The sequence below is a fragment of the Paraburkholderia fungorum genome (assembly GCF_003610895.1).
Classification (GTDB): domain Bacteria; phylum Pseudomonadota; class Gammaproteobacteria; order Burkholderiales; family Burkholderiaceae; genus Paraburkholderia; species Paraburkholderia fungorum_B.
In genome coordinates, this window is the sequence record NZ_MCAS01000009.1 from 133898 (window position 1) to 152810 (window position 18913).

18 protein-coding genes and 1 tRNA gene are annotated in these 18913 nt (G+C 61.6%); 11 read left to right on the top strand and 8 right to left on the bottom strand.

The genetic code is table 11. The annotated features are described in order from the left end of the window. Positions 1-28: 28 nt before the first annotated feature. From glmM to phoR, 8 genes are all read left to right on the top strand, one after another. Entirely contained in the window at positions 29-1387 is a 1359-nt protein-coding gene (gene glmM / locus BCY88_RS10815) for a phosphoglucosamine mutase (RefSeq protein WP_120344237.1), read from the top strand. A gap of 374 nt (positions 1388-1761) precedes the next feature. Then, positions 1762-2793, top strand: a complete 1032-nt coding sequence (gene pstS, locus BCY88_RS10825; protein ID WP_120344238.1) for a phosphate ABC transporter substrate-binding protein PstS — start codon at positions 1762-1764, stop codon at positions 2791-2793. Positions 2794-2958: 165 nt separating this feature from the next. After that, positions 2959-3960, top strand: coding sequence for a phosphate ABC transporter permease PstC (pstC, locus tag BCY88_RS10830; protein WP_120344239.1), 1002 nt, complete (start codon positions 2959-2961; stop codon positions 3958-3960). Next, on the top strand, positions 3957-4853 hold the full coding sequence (pstA, locus tag BCY88_RS10835; protein ID WP_120344240.1) for a phosphate ABC transporter permease PstA: 897 nt from the start codon (positions 3957-3959) through the stop codon (positions 4851-4853). Before pstC ends, pstA begins: the two co-directional genes overlap by 4 nt. 17 nt (positions 4854-4870) lie before the next feature. Further along, entirely contained in the window at positions 4871-5719 is an 849-nt protein-coding gene (gene pstB, locus BCY88_RS10840; RefSeq protein WP_120344241.1) for a phosphate ABC transporter ATP-binding protein PstB, read from the top strand. A gap of 28 nt (positions 5720-5747) precedes the next feature. Beyond that, the gene (phoU, locus tag BCY88_RS10845; RefSeq protein ID WP_028199154.1) at positions 5748-6452 is read left to right on the top strand and encodes a phosphate signaling complex protein PhoU; all 705 of its coding nucleotides are present in this window, start codon (positions 5748-5750) and stop codon (positions 6450-6452) included. Between the two features lie 26 nt (positions 6453-6478). Continuing rightward, positions 6479-7180 carry a phosphate regulon transcriptional regulator PhoB gene (gene phoB / locus BCY88_RS10850; protein WP_028199153.1) on the top strand — a complete coding sequence of 234 codons (702 nt, stop codon included), beginning with the start codon at positions 6479-6481 and terminating at the stop codon, positions 7178-7180. 36 nt (positions 7181-7216) lie between these two features. Beyond that, entirely contained in the window at positions 7217-8530 is a 1314-nt protein-coding gene (phoR, locus tag BCY88_RS10855; protein WP_120344242.1) for a phosphate regulon sensor histidine kinase PhoR, read from the top strand. A 91-nt stretch (positions 8531-8621) separates the two neighbouring features. On the opposite strand, the gene ppk1 is transcribed toward phoR, so the two are convergent. Then, positions 8622-10685 carry a polyphosphate kinase 1 gene (gene ppk1, locus BCY88_RS10860; RefSeq protein ID WP_120344243.1) on the bottom strand — a complete coding sequence of 688 codons (2064 nt, stop codon included), beginning with the start codon at positions 10683-10685 and terminating at the stop codon, positions 8622-8624. Positions 10686-10887: 202 nt separating this feature from the next. On the opposite strand from ppk1, the gene ppx reads away from it, so the two are divergent. Beyond that, complete coding sequence (gene ppx / locus BCY88_RS10865; protein WP_120344244.1) at positions 10888-12513, top strand: exopolyphosphatase; 1626 nt, start codon at positions 10888-10890, stop codon at positions 12511-12513. 99 nt (positions 12514-12612) lie between these two features. Here ppx and BCY88_RS10870 read toward each other — a convergent pair whose 3' ends face one another. The 4 genes from BCY88_RS10870 to BCY88_RS39820 form a co-directional block, all read right to left on the bottom strand. Beyond that, on the bottom strand, positions 12613-13425 hold the full coding sequence (locus tag BCY88_RS10870; RefSeq protein WP_120344245.1) for a GNAT family N-acetyltransferase: 813 nt from the start codon (positions 13423-13425) through the stop codon (positions 12613-12615). 181 nt (positions 13426-13606) lie between these two features. Continuing rightward, on the bottom strand, positions 13607-14065 hold the full coding sequence (gene sixA / locus BCY88_RS10875) for a phosphohistidine phosphatase SixA (protein WP_120344246.1): 459 nt from the start codon (positions 14063-14065) through the stop codon (positions 13607-13609). 200 nt (positions 14066-14265) lie between these two features. Continuing rightward, positions 14266-14342 (bottom strand) — tRNA-Pro (locus BCY88_RS10880). Positions 14343-14436: 94 nt separating this feature from the next. Next, entirely contained in the window at positions 14437-14610 is a 174-nt protein-coding gene (locus BCY88_RS39820) for a hypothetical protein (protein ID WP_183081334.1), read from the bottom strand. 154 nt (positions 14611-14764) lie between these two features. Between BCY88_RS39820 and BCY88_RS39825 the strand changes: the two genes are divergently transcribed. Further along, positions 14765-14926 (top strand): hypothetical protein, encoded by a 162-nt coding sequence (locus BCY88_RS39825; protein WP_183081335.1) that lies wholly within the window; start codon positions 14765-14767, stop codon positions 14924-14926. A gap of 201 nt (positions 14927-15127) precedes the next feature. Here BCY88_RS39825 and BCY88_RS10885 read toward each other — a convergent pair whose 3' ends face one another. Together BCY88_RS10885 and BCY88_RS10890 are read right to left on the bottom strand one after the other, a co-directional pair. Beyond that, positions 15128-16477: an MATE family efflux transporter gene (locus BCY88_RS10885; RefSeq protein ID WP_120344247.1), complete on the bottom strand. Its 1350-nt coding sequence runs from the start codon at positions 16475-16477 to the stop codon at positions 15128-15130. Between the two features lie 50 nt (positions 16478-16527). Then, complete coding sequence (locus BCY88_RS10890) at positions 16528-16836, bottom strand: DUF2288 domain-containing protein (RefSeq protein ID WP_120344248.1); 309 nt, start codon at positions 16834-16836, stop codon at positions 16528-16530. Positions 16837-16944: 108 nt separating this feature from the next. Between BCY88_RS10890 and BCY88_RS10895 the strand changes: the two genes are divergently transcribed. Then, positions 16945-17673: a pentapeptide repeat-containing protein gene (locus BCY88_RS10895; protein ID WP_120344249.1), complete on the top strand. Its 729-nt coding sequence runs from the start codon at positions 16945-16947 to the stop codon at positions 17671-17673. Between the two features lie 856 nt (positions 17674-18529). On the opposite strand, the gene BCY88_RS10905 is transcribed toward BCY88_RS10895, so the two are convergent. After that, a complete protein-coding gene (locus BCY88_RS10905) occupies positions 18530-18856 on the bottom strand; it encodes a hypothetical protein (RefSeq protein WP_120344251.1) in 327 nt (108 codons plus the stop codon). Positions 18857-18913 lie beyond the last annotated feature (57 nt).

An 18913-nucleotide genomic window follows, 5' to 3' on the forward strand; every position in this document is an offset into this window, starting at 1 on the left:
CCCAAAAAGCCAAGGAGGAACATAAAAGATGGCACGTCGTTATTTCGGAACGGACGGGATTCGAGGCAAGGTCGGCGAAGGGCCCATTACGCCGGAGTTTGTGCTCCGGCTTGGCTACGCCGCCGGTAAGGTGCTCGCGGGCGCGGATCGCTGGGCGAGAACGGGCGCGCGGCCCACGGTGCTGATCGGCAAAGACACACGGGTGTCCGGCTATATGCTCGAAGCTGCGCTCGAAGCAGGTTTTTCCGCAGCCGGCGTCGACGTCATGCTGGCCGGCCCGATGCCGACCCCGGGTATCGCGTATCTGACGCGCGCATTGCGGCTTGCCGCGGGCGTCGTGATCAGCGCGTCGCACAACCCTTATTACGACAACGGCATCAAATTTTTCTCCGCCGACGGCAACAAGCTGCCCGACGAGGTGGAATTGCAGATCGAGGAACAACTCGATCTGCCGCTCGCATGCGCCGCCTCCGAGCAGCTCGGTAAGGCGCGCCGCCTCGACGACGCAGCCGGCCGCTACATCGAATTTTGCAAGAGCACTTTTCCGGCAGCGTTCGACTTGCGCGGCCTGAAGCTGGTGGTCGACTGCGCGCACGGCGCCGCGTACGACGTCGCGCCGCACGTGTTCCACGAACTCGGTGCCGATGTCATCCCGATCGGCGTTGCGCCGAACGGTTTCAACATCAATGACGGCTTTGGCGCGACCGCTCCGGACGCCCTGGTGCGCGCGGTGCGTGCGAACCACGCGGATCTCGGCATCGCGCTCGACGGCGACGCCGACCGGCTGCAGATCGTGGATGCGGCAGGCCGCCTGTATAACGGCGACGAACTGTTGTATGTGCTGGTCAAGGACCGCATGGCGACCGACGGCAAAGTGGAAGGCGCGGTCGGCACCTTGATGACCAATATGGCGGTTGAAGTCGCGCTGCAGGAATCCGGGGTGAAATTTGTCCGCGCGGCGGTGGGCGACCGCTACGTGCTCGAGCAGCTACGCGAGCACGGCTGGCAGCTGGGGGCGGAAGGCTCCGGCCATATTCTCTCCCTTGACCGCCATTCGACCGGCGACGGCATTGTGTCGGCCCTGCTGGTGCTGGCCGCGATGAAGCGCAGCGACAAAACGCTCGCCGAGTTGCTCCAAGGTGTCACGCTGTTCCCGCAGAAGCTGATCAACGTGCGGATGCAGCCGGGCGCGGACTGGAAGGGCAGCGCTGCGATTCGGGGCGCGATCAGCAAAGCCGAGGAAGCGCTGAATGGACGCGGCCGCGTGTTGATCCGCGCATCCGGCACCGAGCCGGTGCTGCGTGTGATGGTCGAAGCGGAAAACGTCAACGACGCGGTCCGGCATGCCGAAACGATTGCCGAGGCCGTCAAGCAGGCGACCGTCTGAACTGCGCATGCCCACGGGGTGGCGGGGCGGCTCCCAATGAGTCGCCCCGTCAGCCGCCCCGTCATCTGGCCGCTCCCTGCGCGAGCCGGGCTGCCAATATTCCGGGCGCTCCTTCGGCCAACCGACCCGCAAAGCGGCCTATGTCCGCACCCCAACCCGCGCGCAAACGTTCGCGCCTCATTTTTTTCGTCTAATCTGTAATGCGACGCTCGCAACTCTGCGAAATCGACGCTTTTTCCGCGTAAACGCCTTTCACCTTAGTAATCCCACTGTCACATCCGTTTCACGGTTAGTCACGTTACTGTCACAAAGAGACCCTAAGCTTCGCGGTGTTCGTGTTATTTGCTCACACCGCTCACACCCTTGGAGGTCTCATGAAATTGATGCAAACCGTGTTCGCTGGCGTCGCTGGCGCGCTTTTCGCGATGGCAGCGCAAGCCGCAGACATCACCGGCGCGGGCAGCACCTTCGCAGCTCCGATCTACACGAAGTGGGCTGATGCCTACCAGAAGTCGGGTGGCGGCAAGGTCAACTATCAAGGTATTGGTTCGTCGGGTGGTATCAAGCAGATCATCGCGAAGACGGTCGACTTCGCCGGTTCGGACGCTCCGCTGAAGGACGACGAACTCGCCAAGGAAGGCCTGTTCCAGTTCCCGACGGTTGTCGGCGGCGTGGTGCCGGTTGTCAACGTGCCGGGCGTGGCGGCGGGCGAACTGACCCTGTCGGGCGAAGTGCTCGGCGACATCTACCTGGGCAAGATCAAGAAGTGGAACGATCCGGCGATCGTTGCGCTGAACCCGAAGGCTAAGCTGCCGGATACCGACATCGCCGTGGTTCGCCGCGCCGACGGTTCGGGCACCAGCTTCATCTGGACGAACTACCTGTCGAAGGTCAACGCTGACTGGAAGTCGAAGGTCGGTGAAGGTTCGACGGTCAACTGGCCGACGGGTACGGGCGGCAAGGGCAACGACGGCGTCGCAGCCTTCGTGCAACGTCTGCCGGGCGCAATCGGCTACGTGGAATGGGCGTACGCGAAGCAGAACAAGATGACGTACGTCGGCCTGAAGAATTCGTCGGGCACGGTGGTCGAGCCGAAGACGGACACGTTCAAGGCAGCGGCAGCGGGCGCGGACTGGTCGAAGTCGTTCTACCAGATCCTGACGAACGAGCCGGGCAAGAACGCATGGCCGATCGTCGGCGCAACGTTCGTGCTGCTGCACACGGCGCAGGACAAGCCGGCGCAAGGCACGGAAACGCTGAAGTTCTTCGACTGGGCGTTCAAGAATGGCTCGCAGGCTGCGAACGATCTGGACTACATCTCGCTGCCGGAATCGGTTGTGTCGGAAATCCGCACGAAGTGGAAGGCGCAGGTGAAGGACGCGGCTGGCAAGGCTATCGCTGACTAAGCGACGCCGTAAGCAGTAGGCATTGCGCAAGACATTGGCCGTCCTCAGTCGAGGACGGCCAATGGCATTACCCCGGCACTAGCCAGCATTAGCGAACATTAGCCAGCAACACCGGCCGCACGACAAGTGTCATGCGGCAACTGGAAACAGGTCCATCAGGCTCTCATGTCCGATATCCAATTAGCGTCTGGCGCGTCGAGGTCGACACCGCCCGGCAGCGCGTCGCAGCAGAAAGCTCCCAGCCGCGCCGGCGACGTCATTTTCGGCGGCCTTGCCCGTCTCGCCGCCATCATCACCCTGCTGCTGCTCGGCGGCATCATCGTTTCACTGGTCGTCGCGTCCATGCCGTCGATCAAGCAGTTCGGGCTCTCGTTCCTGTGGACCGCCGACTGGGATCCACCTAGCAAGCAATTCGGCGCACTGGTGCCCATTTACGGCACGATCGCGACCTCGCTCATTGCACTCATCATCGCGGTGCCTGTCAGCTTCGGCATCGCGCTTTTCCTGACGGAACTCGCGCCCGCGTGGCTGCGCCGGCCGCTTGGCATCGCCATCGAGCTGCTCGCCGCGATCCCGTCGATCGTCTACGGCATGTGGGGCCTGCTGGTGTTCGCGCCGATTTTCGCGACCTGGTTCGAGAAGCCCCTCGGCGCCGTGCTGGGCGGCATCCCGTTCGTCGGCGCGCTGTTTCAGGGGGCGCCGATCGGCATTGGCATCCTGTGCGCCGGGGTCATTCTCGCGATCATGATCATTCCGTACATCGCCTCGGTGATGCGCGACGTGTTCGAAGTCACGCCTGTTCTGCTCAAGGAATCGGCCTACGGCATCGGCTGCACGACCTGGGAAGTGATGTGGAAGATCGTGCTGCCCTTCACCAAGAGTGGTGTGATCGGCGGCGTCATGCTCGGCCTCGGTCGCGCGCTCGGCGAAACGATGGCCGTCACGTTCGTGATCGGCAACACCAATCTGCTCGATAACGTCTCGCTGTTTTCGCCGGGCAACAGTATTACCTCGGCGCTCGCCAACGAATTCGCGGAAGCGGATCCTGGTCTGCATACGTCGGCGCTGATGGAGCTCGGCTTGATCCTGTTTGTGATTACTTTCATCGTGCTGGCAATCTCGAAGATCATGCTGCTTCGCCTCGAAAAAGGGGAGGGCGCGAAATGAGCCAGCCCACCTTGAATATGCCGGGTTCGCACGATGCCGACGCGCTCGAAGCAATGCGCGTGCGTCTGCAAGGCCGCCGCCGCGCGAAGAATGCGCTGGCGCTGACCATGTCGCTCGCGGCCATGGCGTTCGGCCTGTTGTGGCTGGTGTGGATTCTTTATACGACGCTGCGCCTCGGTATCGGCGGCCTGTCGATCGAATTGTTCACGCAGTCCACGCCGCCGCCGAACACCGATGGCGGCGGTCTCGCCAACGCGATTGTCGGCAGCCTGATGCTGGTTGCGCTCGCAACTTTCGTCGGCACGCCGATCGGCATTCTGGCAGGCGTCTATCTCGCCGAGTACGGTCAGAAGGGCTGGCTTGCCAGCATCACGCGTTTCATCAACGACATCCTGTTGTCGGCGCCGTCGATCGTGGTCGGTCTGTTCGTCTATGCGCTGGTTGTCGCGAAGATGGGGCACTTCAGCGGTTGGGCCGGCGTGTTCGCGCTCGCGCTGTTGCAGATTCCGATCGTGATCCGCACCACGGAGAACATGCTGAAACTCGTGCCGAACGCGCTGCGTGAAGCCGCTTTCGCACTTGGCACGCCGAAGTGGAAGATGGTGATGTCGATCACGCTAAAGGCGTCGATCGCAGGCATTATCACCGGTGTCCTGCTGGGCGTTGCGCGCATTGCCGGCGAAACCGCGCCGCTGTTGTTCACGGCATTGTCGAATCAGTTCTTCTCGATGGACATGAACCAGCCGGTCGCGAACCTGCCGGTCACGATCTACAAGTTCGCGATGAGCCCGTTTGCGCAATGGCAATCGCTTGCATGGGCCGGTGTCTTCCTGATCACGCTCGCAGTGCTGGGATTGAACATCCTCGCGCGATCGATCTTTTCGAATAAGTAAGGGCGGAGTGTAATCCGATGAATATGGCAGAAACTCAACTCAATCCGACCACGCGTCCGACGGCGCCCGCCGGTTTCGATCCCGCCCAAAGCGGCCAGGCGCAAGCGCCGTCGCGTCCGAAGATTGAAATCAACGACCTGAATTTCTTCTACGGCAAGTATCACGCGCTGAAGAACATCAATCTGCGCATTCCCGAAGGCAAGGTGACCGCGTTCATCGGCCCGTCGGGTTGCGGCAAGTCCACCTTGCTGCGCACCCTGAACAAGATGTACGCGCTCTATCCGGAGCAACGCGCCGAAGGCGAGATCCTGATGGACGGCGAAAACCTGCTGACCTCCAAGCGCGATATTTCGCTGCTGCGTGCGCGGATCGGCATGGTGTTCCAGAAGCCGACGCCGTTTCCGATGTCGATCTACGACAACATCGCGTTCGGCGTGAAGATGTTCGAAACGCTGCCGCGCTCGGAAATGGACGACCGCGTGGAATGGGCGCTGACGAAGGCCGCGCTGTGGAACGAGGTGAAGGACAAACTGGGCCAGAGCGGCTACGGCTTGTCCGGCGGGCAGCAGCAGCGTCTGTGCATCGCCCGCGGTATCGCGATCCGCCCCGAAGTGCTGCTGCTCGACGAGCCGTGCTCCGCGCTGGACCCGATTTCCACGGGACGTATCGAAGAGCTGATCGCCGAGTTGAAGAGCGACTACACGGTGGTGATCGTCACTCACAACATGCAACAGGCCGCGCGCTGTTCGGACTACACTGCCTATATGTACCTCGGTGAACTGATCGAATTCGGCGACACCGAAAAGATCTTCATCAAGCCGGTCCGCAAGGAAACCGAGGACTACATCACTGGCCGCTTCGGTTAAGCCGCCGAGCAAAACAACGGAGTACGACATGTCCGATAAGCATCTGTCCAGCCAGTTCGACGCCGACCTGAACCTCGTTTCCTCGAAGGTGCTCGAAATGGGCGGCCTCGTCGAGTCGCAGATCGTCAACGCGATGATCGCGCTCAACAACTTCGACCTCGACGTCGCCGAACAGGTGATCGCGGCCGAAGAACGCCTGAACACGATGGAAGTCGAAATCGACGAAGAGTGCAGCAACATCATCGCGCGCCGTCAGCCGGCCGCGCGCGACTTGCGCCTCCTGATCGCGATTTCGAAGACCATTACGAATCTCGAACGCGCCGGCGACGAAGCTGAAAAAATCGCCAAGCGCACCAAGCGTCTGATGGAAGACGGTGCCTCGCGCACCATCAACATCGCCGAGATCAAATTGTCGGGCGAAATGGCGGTGTCGATCCTGCGCCGCGCGCTGGACGCATTTGCGCGTCTGGACACGGTCGCCGCCGCGCAGATCGTGCGCGACGACAAGGCGATCGACGAAGAATTCCGGGCTTTCGTTCGCAAGCTGATTTCGTACATGACTGAAGATCCGCGTTCGATTTCGGTGGGCCTGGATTTCCTGTTCATCGCCAAGGCGATCGAACGGATCGGCGACCACGCGAAGAACATCGCCGAATTCATCATTTACATCGTCAAGGGCACCGACGTGCGGCACAAGTCGCGCGACGCCCTCGAACGCGAAGCACTCAGTTAATCCAGATATAAGGACCAGAGGTGCCGATGCCCAGCAGCATTCTCGTCATTGAAGATGAGCCCGCCATTTCCGAACTGATTTCGGTCAATCTTCAACACGCCGGACACTGCCCGATTCGTGCGTACAACGCGGAGCAGGCGCAGAACCTGATCAGCGACGTACTGCCCGACCTCGTCCTGCTCGACTGGATGTTGCCGGGCAAGTCAGGTATTGCGTTCGCTCGCGATCTGCGTAACAACGAGCGGACCAAGCACATTCCGATCATCATGCTGACCGCGCGTGGCGATGAACAGGACAAGGTGCTCGGCCTCGAAATCGGTGCGGACGACTACGTCACCAAGCCGTTTTCGCCGAAGGAACTGATGGCGCGGATCAAGGCGGTGTTGCGCCGCCGCGCGCCGCAGTTGACCGAAGACCTGGTGGCGATCAACGGTTTGAAGCTCGATCCGGCAACGCATCGCGTCGCCGCCCACGCGGAAGGCAGCGAGATCAAACTCGATCTCGGCCCGACCGAGTTTCGTCTGCTGCATTTCTTCATGACGCACCCGGAGCGCGTGCATAGCCGCACGCAACTGCTCGATCAGGTGTGGGGCGACCATGTGTTCGTCGAAGAGCGCACGGTCGACGTACACATCAAGCGTTTGCGCGCGGCGCTCAAGCCGGCCGGATGCGATGCTATGATTGAGACGGTACGCGGCAGCGGCTACCGGCTCGCGAAGAGCGCCTGAGTTTGCGGTAGCACCTTTCTCTTCGATCGCTAGAACATGAACATCATCTGGGCACGCTCCATCGTGTCGGTCGTGCTGCTGGCTGTTCTGTGCGTGGTGGTCGGCGCACTCGTGAACGTCAAGGCAGGGCTGGTTCTCGCGATTCTCATGCTGCTCGCGCAGAGCCTCTTTAGCACCTTCCACAAACAGCGTTTGTGGCGTTTGCTCGACGCGCCGGTCTACGGCGAAGTGCCGAGCGCTCCCGGCATCTGGGGCGAAATCTACTACCGTCTGCATAAGCTCGCGAAGCGCTGGCATGCGCAGGTGCGGCAGGTCGAACAACAGCATTCGCGTTTCATTCAGGCGATCCAGGCTTCGCCGAACGGCGTGGCGATGCTCGACGATCACGATCAGATCGAGTGGTGCAATGCGATCTCCGAACTTCATTTCGGACTCGATGCGAAACGCGATCTGCGCCAGCACATCACGCATCTGGTGCGCCAGCCGGACTTCGTGCGTTATCTGAATTCGCAGCGCTATGAACAGATGCTGATCATGCGCGGCATGGGCGACAAGCGGCAGAACGTGCTGTCGGTGCAGGTATTCCCGTACGGTGAAAATCGCAAGCTGGTGCTGTCGCAGGACATCACGGAGCTGGAGCGTACCGACGCGATGCGGCGCGACTTCGTCGCCAACGTTTCGCACGAACTGAAGACGCCGCTGACCGTGCTTTCCGGTTTTCTCGAGACGATGCGGGAACTGCCGTTGGGCGAAGCCGAGCGCGGGCGCTACCTCGAACTGATGGAGCAGCAGGCCTCGCGGATGCGTCATATCGTCAACGACCTGCTGGTGCTCGCGAAGCTCGAAGGCGACAACAAGCCGCCGAGCGATCAGATGATCGACATGCGCGCGGTGCTGCGCCATCTGAAAGACGATGCGCAAAGCCTGTCGAGCGATCATCACAAGATCGTGTTCGATGCCGACGAAGGACTCACCGTCACCGGCGTGGAAACAGAAATACTCAGCGCGCTTGGCAACCTCGTGACCAATGCGATCCGCTATACGCCGGACGGCGGTGCGATCACGGTGACCTGGCTCAGTAACGGCGGCAGCGCGGTTTTTTCGGTCACGGACAGCGGTCTGGGGATTCCTGCCGCGGACATTCCACGTCTGACCGAACGCTTCTATCGCGTCGACCGCAGCCGTTCGCGGGACACGGGCGGCACGGGCCTCGGACTCGCCATCGTCAAGCACGTGCTGCAACGGCACGATGCGCAGCTCGACGTGAAGAGCGAAGAGGGGCGCGGCAGCACGTTCACCGTGCGCTTCCCGGTATACCGCACGGCGCGTCGGCAACCGGCGCCGGCTTGAAAATGTCGGCCTGAAAAAAAGCCCGCCTGTAGCAAAGGCGGGCTTTTTTATGCGCGTCGCCGCTGCAGCGGCGACGAACACGATCAGGAGCTCACGAACAGAATTTCCCCAGCAGACTCATCTGCGCATTGCGCGAGGATTTGCCCGGGCGCCGGCGCCGGTAGTGGCCGTCGCTTTGCATGAGCCATGCGGACTGGTTGTCGCCGAGAAACGCTGACAGGCCTTCAGCGATCACGCGCCGCTTCAGGCGGCGATTGTTGATCGGGAATGCCACTTCCACACGCCGGAAGAAGTTGCGGTCCATCCAGTCGGCGCTCGACAGATACACCTGTTCCTTGCCGTCGTCGTAGAAATAGAAAATACGATGATGTTCGAGGAAGCGTCCAACAATCGAACGTACCGTGATGTTCTCCGACAAACCCGGCACACCCGGTTGCAACGAACATACGCCGCGCACGATCAGATCGATCTTCACGCCAGCCTGCGAGGCTTCGTACAACTCGGCAATCACGGTGGGTTCGAGCAGCGCGTTCATCTTCGCGACGATGCGTGCCTTCTTGCCGGCGCGCGCGTGAGCCGCTTCCGCGCGAATCGCTTCGACCAGTTTCGGATGCAGCGTGAACGGCGACTGCCACAACTCGTGCAGCCTCAGTTCGCCGCCGATGCCGGTCAGTTGCTGGAACACGTGGTGCACGTCCTCGCAGATTTTCTGATCGGCGGTCATCAGGGCGAAGTCGGTGTAAAGACGCGCGGTGCGCGGATGATAGTTGCCGGTGCCCAGATGCACGTAACGCTTGAGCGTGGTCTTGCCGCCCGACGATACGCGCCGCACGATCAGCATCATCTTCGCGTGGCACTTGTGGCCCACCACGCCGTACACGACGTGCGCACCCACCGCTTCGAGCTGCGACGCCCAATTGATATTGGTTTCCTCGTCGAAGCGCGCGAGCAGTTCCACCACCACCGTCACTTCCTTGCCGTTGCGCGCCGCTTGCATCAGCGCGTCCATCAGCGGGGAGTCGGTGCCGGTGCGATAGATGGTCTGCTTGATGGCCATCACGTTCGGGTCTTTCGCTGCCTGCAGCAGCAATTCGAGCACCGGCTGAAAGCTCTCGTAAGGATGATGGAGCAGCACGTCGCCCTGATCGATTACGTCGAACATGCTCGCACTGTTGGTGATCTGCGCCGGAATTGCGGGAATATGCGGCACGAATTTCAGATCGGGCCGGTCCACCATTTCCGGCAATTGCATCAGGCGCACCAGATTGACGGGGCCGTGGGCGAAGTAGCAGTCCTTGGTGGACAGGCTGCTTTCGTCGAGCAGGCGCCGCACGACGTGCGTAGGCGTGTCCGCCGACACTTCGAGCCGCACCGCGTTACCCAGGTGCCGCGCCGGCAGTTCACCCTGCAACGCAACCCGCAGATTGGTGATTTCGTCTTCGTCGACGAACAGTTCGCTATTGCGGGTGATGCGAAACTGGTTGCAGGTGCGCACCACCAGATTCGGGAACAACTCGCCCACAAAGCGCTGCAGCAACGAGCTCAGCAGCACGAAACCATGCGGATAGCCCGACAGGTCCTGCGGCATGCGCACGAGCCGCGGCAGGGCACGCGGGGCCTGCACGATGCCCATCATCGCCTGGCGGCCGAACGCATCCTTGCCTTCGAGTTCGACCACGAAGTTCAGGCTCTTGTTGAGCACACGGGGAAACGGGTGAGCCGGATCGAGACCGATCGGCGTGAGCACCGGCAGCAATTCGTCGAAGAAGTAGTTGCGCGCCCATTCGGTCTGCGCTTCGTTCCACGCTTCAGTGCCGTGAAAATAGATGCCTTCTGTTTCGAGCGCCGGGAACACCGTGTCATTCAGCATGGTGTACTGACGATGCACGAGCCGCTGCGCGCGCTCGACCACGAGGTCATACACGTGCTGCAACGACATGCCGTCCGGCGACATCGCGCCGGGGTTGTCGCGCATCTGTTCCTGCAGTCCGGCCATGCGGACTTCGAAGAATTCGTCGAGATTGCTACTGGTGATGCAGATGAAGCGCAGGCGTTCGAGCAAAGGGACGGCGGGGTCGGCGGCTTGCGCCAACACACGCTCGTTGAAACCCAGAATGCCCAGCTCGCGATTCAATAGGGGGTAGCGGATGGACATCGGCAGCGAGAATGGAATGTCAGGAGGGGAGACGAAAAGACGCTCGGAAATTCTCACAGTATGATGACGTTGTTATGACATTCGGAATGTTATAAATTCTACGCCGTATTCGTCGCGTGTCGTAATTGTGACGCAGTGTGTGTGGGACCATAGGGCACCCCCATCATTGCGAGGCGACATCGTGAGGCCCGGTACGCTTAGAATGGCGTCTTTCAACCGCGCGGCCGGCCATAAGGCGCCCAAGGCACCGAATGGACATCCGGCACCTTCCGCATCCAACGTCGCCGCACATGCGCGCACGGAGTTCGCTTACTCGATGGTCAATACTCCACAACTGCTTGCCGCCGTCGACCTCGGCTCGAACAGCTTCCGGCTGATCGTCGGCCGGGTCGAAGAAACTGAGGCGGGCAGCCAGATCTATCAGGTCGACGCATTGCGTGAGCCGGTGCGTCTTGCCGCCGGTCTGTCGCGCGACAAGATGCTCGACCGCGCCTCGCAAGTGCGTGGCTGGGACGCGCTCAAGCGCTTCGGCGAGCGCTTGCGCGATTTCCATCCTGATCACGTTCGCGCCGTCGCCACCAATACGCTGCGTATTGCCAAGAACGCCGGCGAGTTTCTCGGCGAAGCGCAAGCCGCGCTCGGCTTCCCGATCGAAGTGATCGCCGGACGTGAAGAAGCGCGTCTGATCTATGCAGGCGCTGCACACTCCGTGCCTGCGAGCGCGGGCAAGCGCCTTGTGGTGGATATCGGCGGTGGCTCGACGGAATTCATCATCGGCTCGCATTACACGCCGATCAAAATGGAGAGCCTGTACATCGGTTGCGTGAGCCACAGCCGCGCATTCTTCCCGGCGGGCAATGTCGACGAATACACGATGCGCCAGGCCGAACTTGCCGCGAGCCGTGAAATCCAGATCATTTCCGCCGAGTACAAGAAAACCGGGTGGGAACAGGCCATCGGTTCATCCGGCACCGCACGGGCGCTCGCCGAACTGGTCGAGGCAAACGGCTTCAATGATCCGGGCGTCACGCACGGCATTTCGCGCGGCGGCCTCGAGCGTTTGAAGCGCGCGCTGATCAAGGCGGAAAACGTCAATCGTCTGAAGTTGATCGCGTTGAAAGCGGACCGCATCCCGGTGCTGGCGGGCGGCCTGTCGATCATGATCGCGGTGTTCGACGAACTGGGCGTCGATTACGTCGATACAACAGATGGCGCGCTGCGCCTCGGTGTGCTGTACGACTTGCTGGGCCGTGCGCAGCACGAGGACATGCGCACGCTGACGGTGGAAGGCTTCATGCGCCGTTATGGCGTGGACCGCGCGCAGGCCGGGCGTATCGGCGAACTCGCGGTGCGCTTTTATGACCAGTTTGCCGAGCCGGATGAGGAGCGCCGCACCGAGAACCGCATGTTCCTCGGCTGGGCCGCGGCCTTGCACGAAATCGGCTTGTCGATTTCTCACAGCGCCTATCACAAGCATTCGGCCTATATCGCCAGTAACGCCGACATGCCGGGTTTCTCGCGTACCGATCAGGCACGGCTCGCCGCGCTGGTGCTCGGCCACGCAGGAAAGCTCGGCAAGCTGTCGCAAACGCGTGAAGTGGAATGGCCGCTGTTGTTCTGTCTGCGGCTCGCGGCGCTGCTGTGCCGCCGGCGTGCGGATGTCGGTTTGCCGGGTATCGCGGTTGCTCAGGTCAACGGTGGTTATGAGGTGCGTTTGCCGAACGAATGGGTCGCTAACAATCCGCTGACCGATTACAGCCTGATTCAGGAGGCTGCGGAGTGGGAGAAGGTTGGCATTCCGTATCGCGTGGTCTACACCGACGATTGAAATTCATGCGTTGCAAATGAAAAGCCCGGCAGATTTGCCGGGCTTTTTTTATTTGCATCGCCCCCGACTGGATGTGCCGGGGGGTTGTTTGTAGGCCGTTCAGCGCGGCGACGCGTCGCCCAAGAAGTGCCGTGCGTAACGCGCGTTGATATCCGTCAGACGCAACAGTGTCAGGAAGTCGGCAGTGTTGAAGTCGGGGTCCCAGGCCGGCGCGCCGCAAATCTTCGCACCGAGGCGCAGATAGCCTTTCACCAGCGGCGGCGGGGCGACATCGGCGCCGGTTTGCAATTCTTCGACTGGCAGCGGCGTATGCGGGAACGCACGATATTCCGGCGCGGTCAGCGCGTTGTCGCGCAGCGAGCAGTAAAGATTGGCTGCATAGTGGCCACCGTCGACCATCGCGACGCTCGCGCAACCGAGCATCGTCTCGTAGTTGTTGTGTTTCATGTACGCCGCAAGCCCTGCCCACAGCGACATGATCACCGAGCCGCTGCGATAGTCCGGGTGCACGCATGAGCGGCCCACTTCGACCATTTTCGCGCGCAGGTGCGTAAGACGCGACACATCGAATTCGCTTTCGGCATACAGGCGTCCGATACGGGCGGCCTGGTGCGGCGGCAGCGCGCGATAGGTGCCGACCACCTTCAGTGTGTCGAGATCGCGCACCAACAGGTGATCGCAGTATGAATCGAACGAATCGACGTCGAGGCCGGCCGGACCCGTCAGACGTGCACCCATTTCATCGGCGAACACGCGATAGCGCAGACGCTGTGCCTCGCGCAGTTCTTCGTCGGTACGTGCCCATGTGACTTGCAGGCGATGCTGGGCGGTGACCGTCTCTTCGGCGCGTGGCAGACGGCGCGTTTCGAAGAGGGAAGCCAGGGGCAGGGTGGGCGTCGGCAGTTCTCGCATGTGGCGTCCTGGTCGAAAAGAGGGAGATTTCTTTTTTCGCCAATGTAGTAACGCCTGGTGACGCTCGCATGGCAAAGCCATGACGATTAGATGACTGCCCGTAAGCTGTGCGCGCGTGGCTTGTAATGTCGGGGACCGGGCGAGCGGCGCTCGCGGTAGGTGTTGTTTCCGCGCGACCGGCCTAGACCAGATCCGGGCTCATCGCGGCGCGCAGCACGGCCTGGTCGTCGCCGTCGCGTTCGCGGCTTTCGATCCACCACAGGCCGGCTTTTTTCAAGGGCCAGCTTGCCGGGCTGTTACCGAGCAGACGCGCCGCAACATGACCGAGGGTCGGCTGATGACCGACGATCACGACGGTCGGCGCGATGCCTTTTGACCAGCCGGCGGCTGTGAGCACGTCGTCCGCGCTCGCGTTAGGCGCGAGTTCGCGCACCACGCGATACTGGTCGCTCAGCGTTTCCGCGGTCTGGATGGTGCGCACAGCGGGACTCGCGAGAATCACGGCGTCGTCGGGCAGGCGTGCGCGCAGCCACTTGGCGACGTTTTGCGCCTGCTTGCGGCCCTTCGTGGTCAACGCGCGGGCCAGATCGCTCGCGGCGAAATCTTCGGCTTCGGCGTGACGCCAGAGGATCAGATTCATGTTGAGCTCCTTGTCTTTACGGCAGCGGGGAAGCCGACCTTGCTTTGTACCACTGTCGCATGACGGTATGTGCGGCGGCAAGGCGGCGCGGCGCCGGGTGGAGTCGGGCGCAGCAATTTGCTGCTGCCCGTTTGGAGGTCAGGAAGGAGCAAAAAAAGAAAAAGGGTTTGAAGTCCGAAGACTTCAAACCCTTGTATCTATGGTCGGAGCGAAAGGATTCGAACCTTCGACCCTCTGATCCCAAATCAGATGCGCTACCAGGCTGCGCTACGCTCCGACGAATCCGAGATTCTACGGGGCATTAGGTGCCAGAGTCAACCACGAATTACGCCGGAGCCCAAAAAAGGTTGCTGTGGGCGGGGTTGGCCCCCTCAGTGCCGGCGACGCATCCAGTGCGGCATGTGCTGGTGCGCTATCCAGTGGTGCAGCATCCCTTCGCCGTCATGTTCGCGCCGGTAGGTTCTCGCTTCAAAAATCGACAGAGCGAGTAACACGAGCAGACCTATAGCAAGTCCGATCAGACCTGCGATCGATTCAGCGTCCATGGCAGCCTCCTATGACATGCACTGTGCCTCTATAGTAGGTCACGCGTAACAAAATGGGAGGGAGGAGACTGCTTAACGCGAGCTCGTCGAATGTGATTTGCAGGTAGACTCTCGGCGCTTTGCCGTCGTTATTGTCATTCTGTATCGAGAGTCTATGAATCGCGTTTTATTGATTGCGTTGATGCTGGCTGCTGGACTCGCCGGCTGTGCCAACGATCCTGCTGGACATCATGGCGGCCCGCCGCCGAAAGATCCCGTCGACTACCACGGCGTACCGACCGATGACCGGCCGCCGGTGATGGCGCCTGCGCCCTGAGCACCCGTTCCGGGTGGAAGCGAAGCACCGGCGCGGGCACGTCGGCGCTTCTGACCCGCGCAGACTGTTTGCGCGGACGACGCGGGCTGCAGTTATTCTAGAGCGCAGGGCGCGCATGATATGTATGCGCTTGTTTCAAGCCGTAACGGAGTGAGTGTGCGCGGGTGTGCGGCGTCGGCACGCCGGACGCTGAAGCAAAGACTAGGCGGCGGCGCCTGCCATGCCGCGTACCACGCCCGGCAAATAACGCGCGAGCGTGACGCCGCGCGCTGCCATGAAGATCAGCATCGCGGCCCACAAACCGTGATTGCCATACAGCGTCAGCAGGATCCACGAAGCCACGACGAACACCGCAAACGACGTCACCATCGACGTCATCAACTCATGCGTACGCGTGGCGCCGATGAACACGCCGTCGAGCAGAAACCCCCACACGGAGATCACTGGCAACAGCGCGGCCCATGGCAGATAAGTCGCGGCCGTGGCGCGCACTGCAGCCTGATTGGTCAGCGCCTCGATGATCCATGGTCCCGCCCACCAGTACACGAGTGAGAAGCCCAGCGCGCCGAGCGCGGACCACAGCGCCGTCACCTTGATGGCCTGCGCGAAAGCGTGCCGGTCGCGCGCGCCGATCGCCGCGCCTACCAGCGCTTCGGCAGCATGCGCGAAGCCGTCGAGCCCATAGGCCATGAAGGTCTGAAAATTGAGCAGCAGCGCGTTGGCGGCCAGCGTGGAGTCGCCCTGCCGCGCGCCGAGGTGAGCGAACCAGCCGAACGACGAAAGCAGACAAAGCGTGCGCACAAAGATATCGCGATTCAGCACCACCAGACGCTTGAGCGCGGCGGCGTCGAAGAGGGTGGCGCGGTTCAGCGCCGGCAGGCCGCGCGGTCTGCCGTGCCACAACAATGCGGCCCCGAGTACGAAGCCGAGCGCGTCGGCCGTGGCCGTGGCAGCGCCAATGCCGGCCACGCCCCAGTCGAACACGTACACGTACAGGAGCACCGCCGCGATGTTCACGCTGTTGATGAACACTTGCGAGAGCAGCGCGAGCCGCACCTTCTGCGTACCGAGCAGCCAGCCGAGCACCACATAATTGCCGAGCGCGAGCGGCGCGGCCCAGATGCGCGCGTGACAGTAGATCTGCGCGTGGCGCTGCACCGCGTCGCTACCGCCGATCGCGCGCAACGCGTAGCCGATCAGCGGCATCTGCAGCAAAAGCACCGCTGCACCGATCACTGCCGCCAGCAGCAGTGCGCGTACGACGTTGTCGCGCAACCCGGCATGATCGCCCGCGCCGTGCGCTTGCGCGACGAGACCGGTGGTGCCCATGCGCAGGAAGCCGAAACCCCAGAATACGAAGTTGAAAAACAGGCCACCGAGCGCCACGCCGCCGAGATAGGACGCGCCGTCCAGATGGCCGGCAACGGCGGTGTCGACCGCGCCAAGTATCGGCTGGGTCAGATTGGCGAGGACAATCGGGAATGCCAGCGTCAGCACCCGGCGGTGCCAGCGGACAGGGACCAAAGGGGCTGTCGCGGGCGCGCCGCCCACTGGGGAGGCATCACCTAAGGGGACTTCCTTCGGGGCGTGCGCGGGCTCGCTCAATTACGTTCCTGCACGCACACCCATGGCGAGACGACGACTGCCCACAGATCGGGATCGCGCGCCGCGAAATCGGCGGCGGTCTCCGCCTGCACGCGCTCGACGAGGCCGGACGATAGCCATTGCGTGACCTGCGTGGTGTCGTCGCTGGCGATGGCCTCGGCGACGCTTACCAGATCGATGTCGCGTGCAACGCGCAGCAGTATGCCGCGCGCAAAAAAGCGTTCGAGTTCGGCCCAGCCGATTTTGGCGGTTTCGCCGAGCAGCTTGGCGTACAGCGGGCTATGGGTGGCGTCGTTGGAAGTCATCGTGAGCGGGTTCTGACGGGGCCGTTACTATAAACCATCGGCGCGGACTGCCATGGCGGCGCGCGTTCCGGTACGCTTGAGGTCTTTCGAAATTCATTCTGAACCTCCATGTCACTGGATTCAACGGTGCCGGCTTCGGCCGCGCAAGCTCATGTGCTGACCGGCGCCACACTCACGCGCGCCGACGTGGAGCGCCTCATCGCCGCGAGCGTGGCAGGGACTAAAGAGCCGCTCCATTTCACCGACTGCGATTTCGAAGGCGCCGATCTGTCGCGACTCGATTTGCGCGGTGCTGAATTTCATCGCTGCACGATCGCCGAAACGTCATTTTTTGGCGCGACGCTGTCGCACACACGCTGGGTCCGCTGTCGTGGCCGCCAGGCGGATTTCGCGTCGGCCGATCTGGTCGACGCGGCGTTTCAGTCGAGCGATCTGAACAACACCAGTTGGCGCCGCACCAAGCTTGCCTCGGCGTCGTTTCACAGCTGCAAGCTGACCGGCGCCAATTTCGAAGCCTGCACAGCGCTCGGTTTGAGCTTCGTCGAAACCTTGCTGGTGGGCGCGCATTTGCGCGGCCTGTCGTTTCGCAAGGCCACGCTCCAGCAACTCGATTTCTCCGACGCCGATCTGGCCGGAGTCGATTTCCGCGAGGCGGTTTTCGACGGCGGCAGTCTGAAGGATGCCAATCTGAAAGGGGCGCGCTTTGACGGCGCGGACCTGCGCGAGGCCGACCTGAGCGGCGTGCGGCTCGTCGATGCTGCGCTTTTCAAAGGCGCGACGATTTCGCATCAGCAGGCGGCGGTGCTCGTGACCGAACTGGGTCTGCGAGTCATGTGAGCGCTGTTCAAGCTGGCCGGGTTTAACCATTCGGCCAGCTTGAACGAATGGCCGCCCGCGCCTATCATCCGATTTATCGACGCATTAACCGCAGCCGATTTTAAACTTCGCAATTTGTCAGTTGATCTGAAGATTTTAAATATGTTCGCTATTCGCGAATGCATTGGATGAAGTGCCGCTGATTATTCGCGCCGCACAATATCCGCTAATAGATCCGAATGGTGCGTTGGCGCACTAAAGGTTCGCAATGCATAAAACGTCTGAATCATGCTGGGCGCCGCTGGCGGGAGCCGGTCAGCGGGCTTTTGTCAGGTCTTTCCGGTACCGTGCGGGCAGGTGATTGATTCATAAGGTTTTGCGAACGGCGCCTGGCTTTTTTCATTGGCCGTTTTTATGGCGCTTCGCCCGCAACAGATTGGGGTATTTAACTCGCTTATTTCGGCCATTTTCCTTCACGGAATGCGGACTCCGTACGCCGCGTCACATTTTCCGCGAAATTAATAGATTGCGCTTGTAAAAGCAGGTTGTTAGATTTCGTTTTGGCGCATGGTGAACCGGTCCTTTGCCGATATGCGCCGAACCCCCGTTCGCCCGGCCTCGTGCCGGGCGTTTTTTCTGCACGGTCACAGCGGTTTCAAGCCAGCGTCACTACGGATTCATACGCGGTACGGATCATTGAATATTACTTTGTGCTTTCATTGATCATGCCCTGGTTGACCATCTTTTTCGGCGTTTGGCCGATCGCGCTCGGTTTGCTGTTCGCGTTCGCGGCACGCATCGACCCGCGCTCCGGACGCTGGCAGCGCCGCTCGCGCTCACATCGCAGCGTTTTACGCTATTGCGTCGTACCTTGCCGTCACTGCTTGCAGCGAATCACCATCGACCGGTTCTTGACGTTCGCTCCAAAAATCCCGCCGACCGTGCCGCCCGAGGTGGCGCCATTGTCGACGTCTTTCGAAATGACGTCGTAGCCATAGTTGCCGCAGACTTCGCCCGCGCGCTTGTAGCACTCGGCCCAGCTGGAGCTCGCATCGCTGCCGCTGCAGTTGATCGCGAAGCCGGTGTCGCCGCTCGGCAGGTAGGTCATTGTGGTGGTGCTGGAGCAGCCGCTGAGGCTGCCGAACATCACCAGACCGAGACCGATCGCCGCGGCCGTTGTTGAGGACGCGAGTGCGCTCTTCATTGCAAATTCCTTACATATGACGGGAGTAGACGTGGCACGAAGCCACGTCATGCATAG

What these genes read in the sequence shown, in the direction of transcription:
- glmM (WP_120344237.1), top strand. Translation starts at nt 29, where the DNA reads ATGGCACGTCGTTATTTCGGAACGGACGGGATTCGAGGCAAGGTCGGC.
- pstS (WP_120344238.1), top strand. Translation starts at nt 1,762, where the DNA reads ATGAAATTGATGCAAACCGTGTTCGCTGGCGTCGCTGGCGCGCTTTTC.
- pstC (WP_120344239.1), top strand. Translation starts at nt 2,959, where the DNA reads ATGTCCGATATCCAATTAGCGTCTGGCGCGTCGAGGTCGACACCGCCC.
- pstA (WP_120344240.1), top strand. Translation starts at nt 3,957, where the DNA reads ATGAGCCAGCCCACCTTGAATATGCCGGGTTCGCACGATGCCGACGCG.
- pstB (WP_120344241.1), top strand. Translation starts at nt 4,871, where the DNA reads ATGAATATGGCAGAAACTCAACTCAATCCGACCACGCGTCCGACGGCG.
- phoU (WP_028199154.1), top strand. Translation starts at nt 5,748, where the DNA reads ATGTCCGATAAGCATCTGTCCAGCCAGTTCGACGCCGACCTGAACCTC.
- phoB (WP_028199153.1), top strand. Translation starts at nt 6,479, where the DNA reads ATGCCCAGCAGCATTCTCGTCATTGAAGATGAGCCCGCCATTTCCGAA.
- phoR (WP_120344242.1), top strand. Translation starts at nt 7,217, where the DNA reads ATGAACATCATCTGGGCACGCTCCATCGTGTCGGTCGTGCTGCTGGCT.
- ppk1 (WP_120344243.1), bottom strand. Translation starts at nt 10,685, where the DNA reads ATGTCCATCCGCTACCCCCTATTGAATCGCGAGCTGGGCATTCTGGGT.
- ppx (WP_120344244.1), top strand. Translation starts at nt 10,888, where the DNA reads ATGGCGTCTTTCAACCGCGCGGCCGGCCATAAGGCGCCCAAGGCACCG.
- BCY88_RS10870 (WP_120344245.1), bottom strand. Translation starts at nt 13,425, where the DNA reads ATGCGAGAACTGCCGACGCCCACCCTGCCCCTGGCTTCCCTCTTCGAA.
- sixA (WP_120344246.1), bottom strand. Translation starts at nt 14,065, where the DNA reads ATGAATCTGATCCTCTGGCGTCACGCCGAAGCCGAAGATTTCGCCGCG.
- BCY88_RS39820 (WP_183081334.1), bottom strand. Translation starts at nt 14,610, where the DNA reads ATGGACGCTGAATCGATCGCAGGTCTGATCGGACTTGCTATAGGTCTG.
- BCY88_RS39825 (WP_183081335.1), top strand. Translation starts at nt 14,765, where the DNA reads ATGAATCGCGTTTTATTGATTGCGTTGATGCTGGCTGCTGGACTCGCC.
- BCY88_RS10890 (WP_120344248.1), bottom strand. Translation starts at nt 16,836, where the DNA reads ATGACTTCCAACGACGCCACCCATAGCCCGCTGTACGCCAAGCTGCTC.
- BCY88_RS10895 (WP_120344249.1), top strand. Translation starts at nt 16,945, where the DNA reads ATGTCACTGGATTCAACGGTGCCGGCTTCGGCCGCGCAAGCTCATGTG.
- BCY88_RS10905 (WP_120344251.1), bottom strand. Translation starts at nt 18,856, where the DNA reads ATGAAGAGCGCACTCGCGTCCTCAACAACGGCCGCGGCGATCGGTCTC.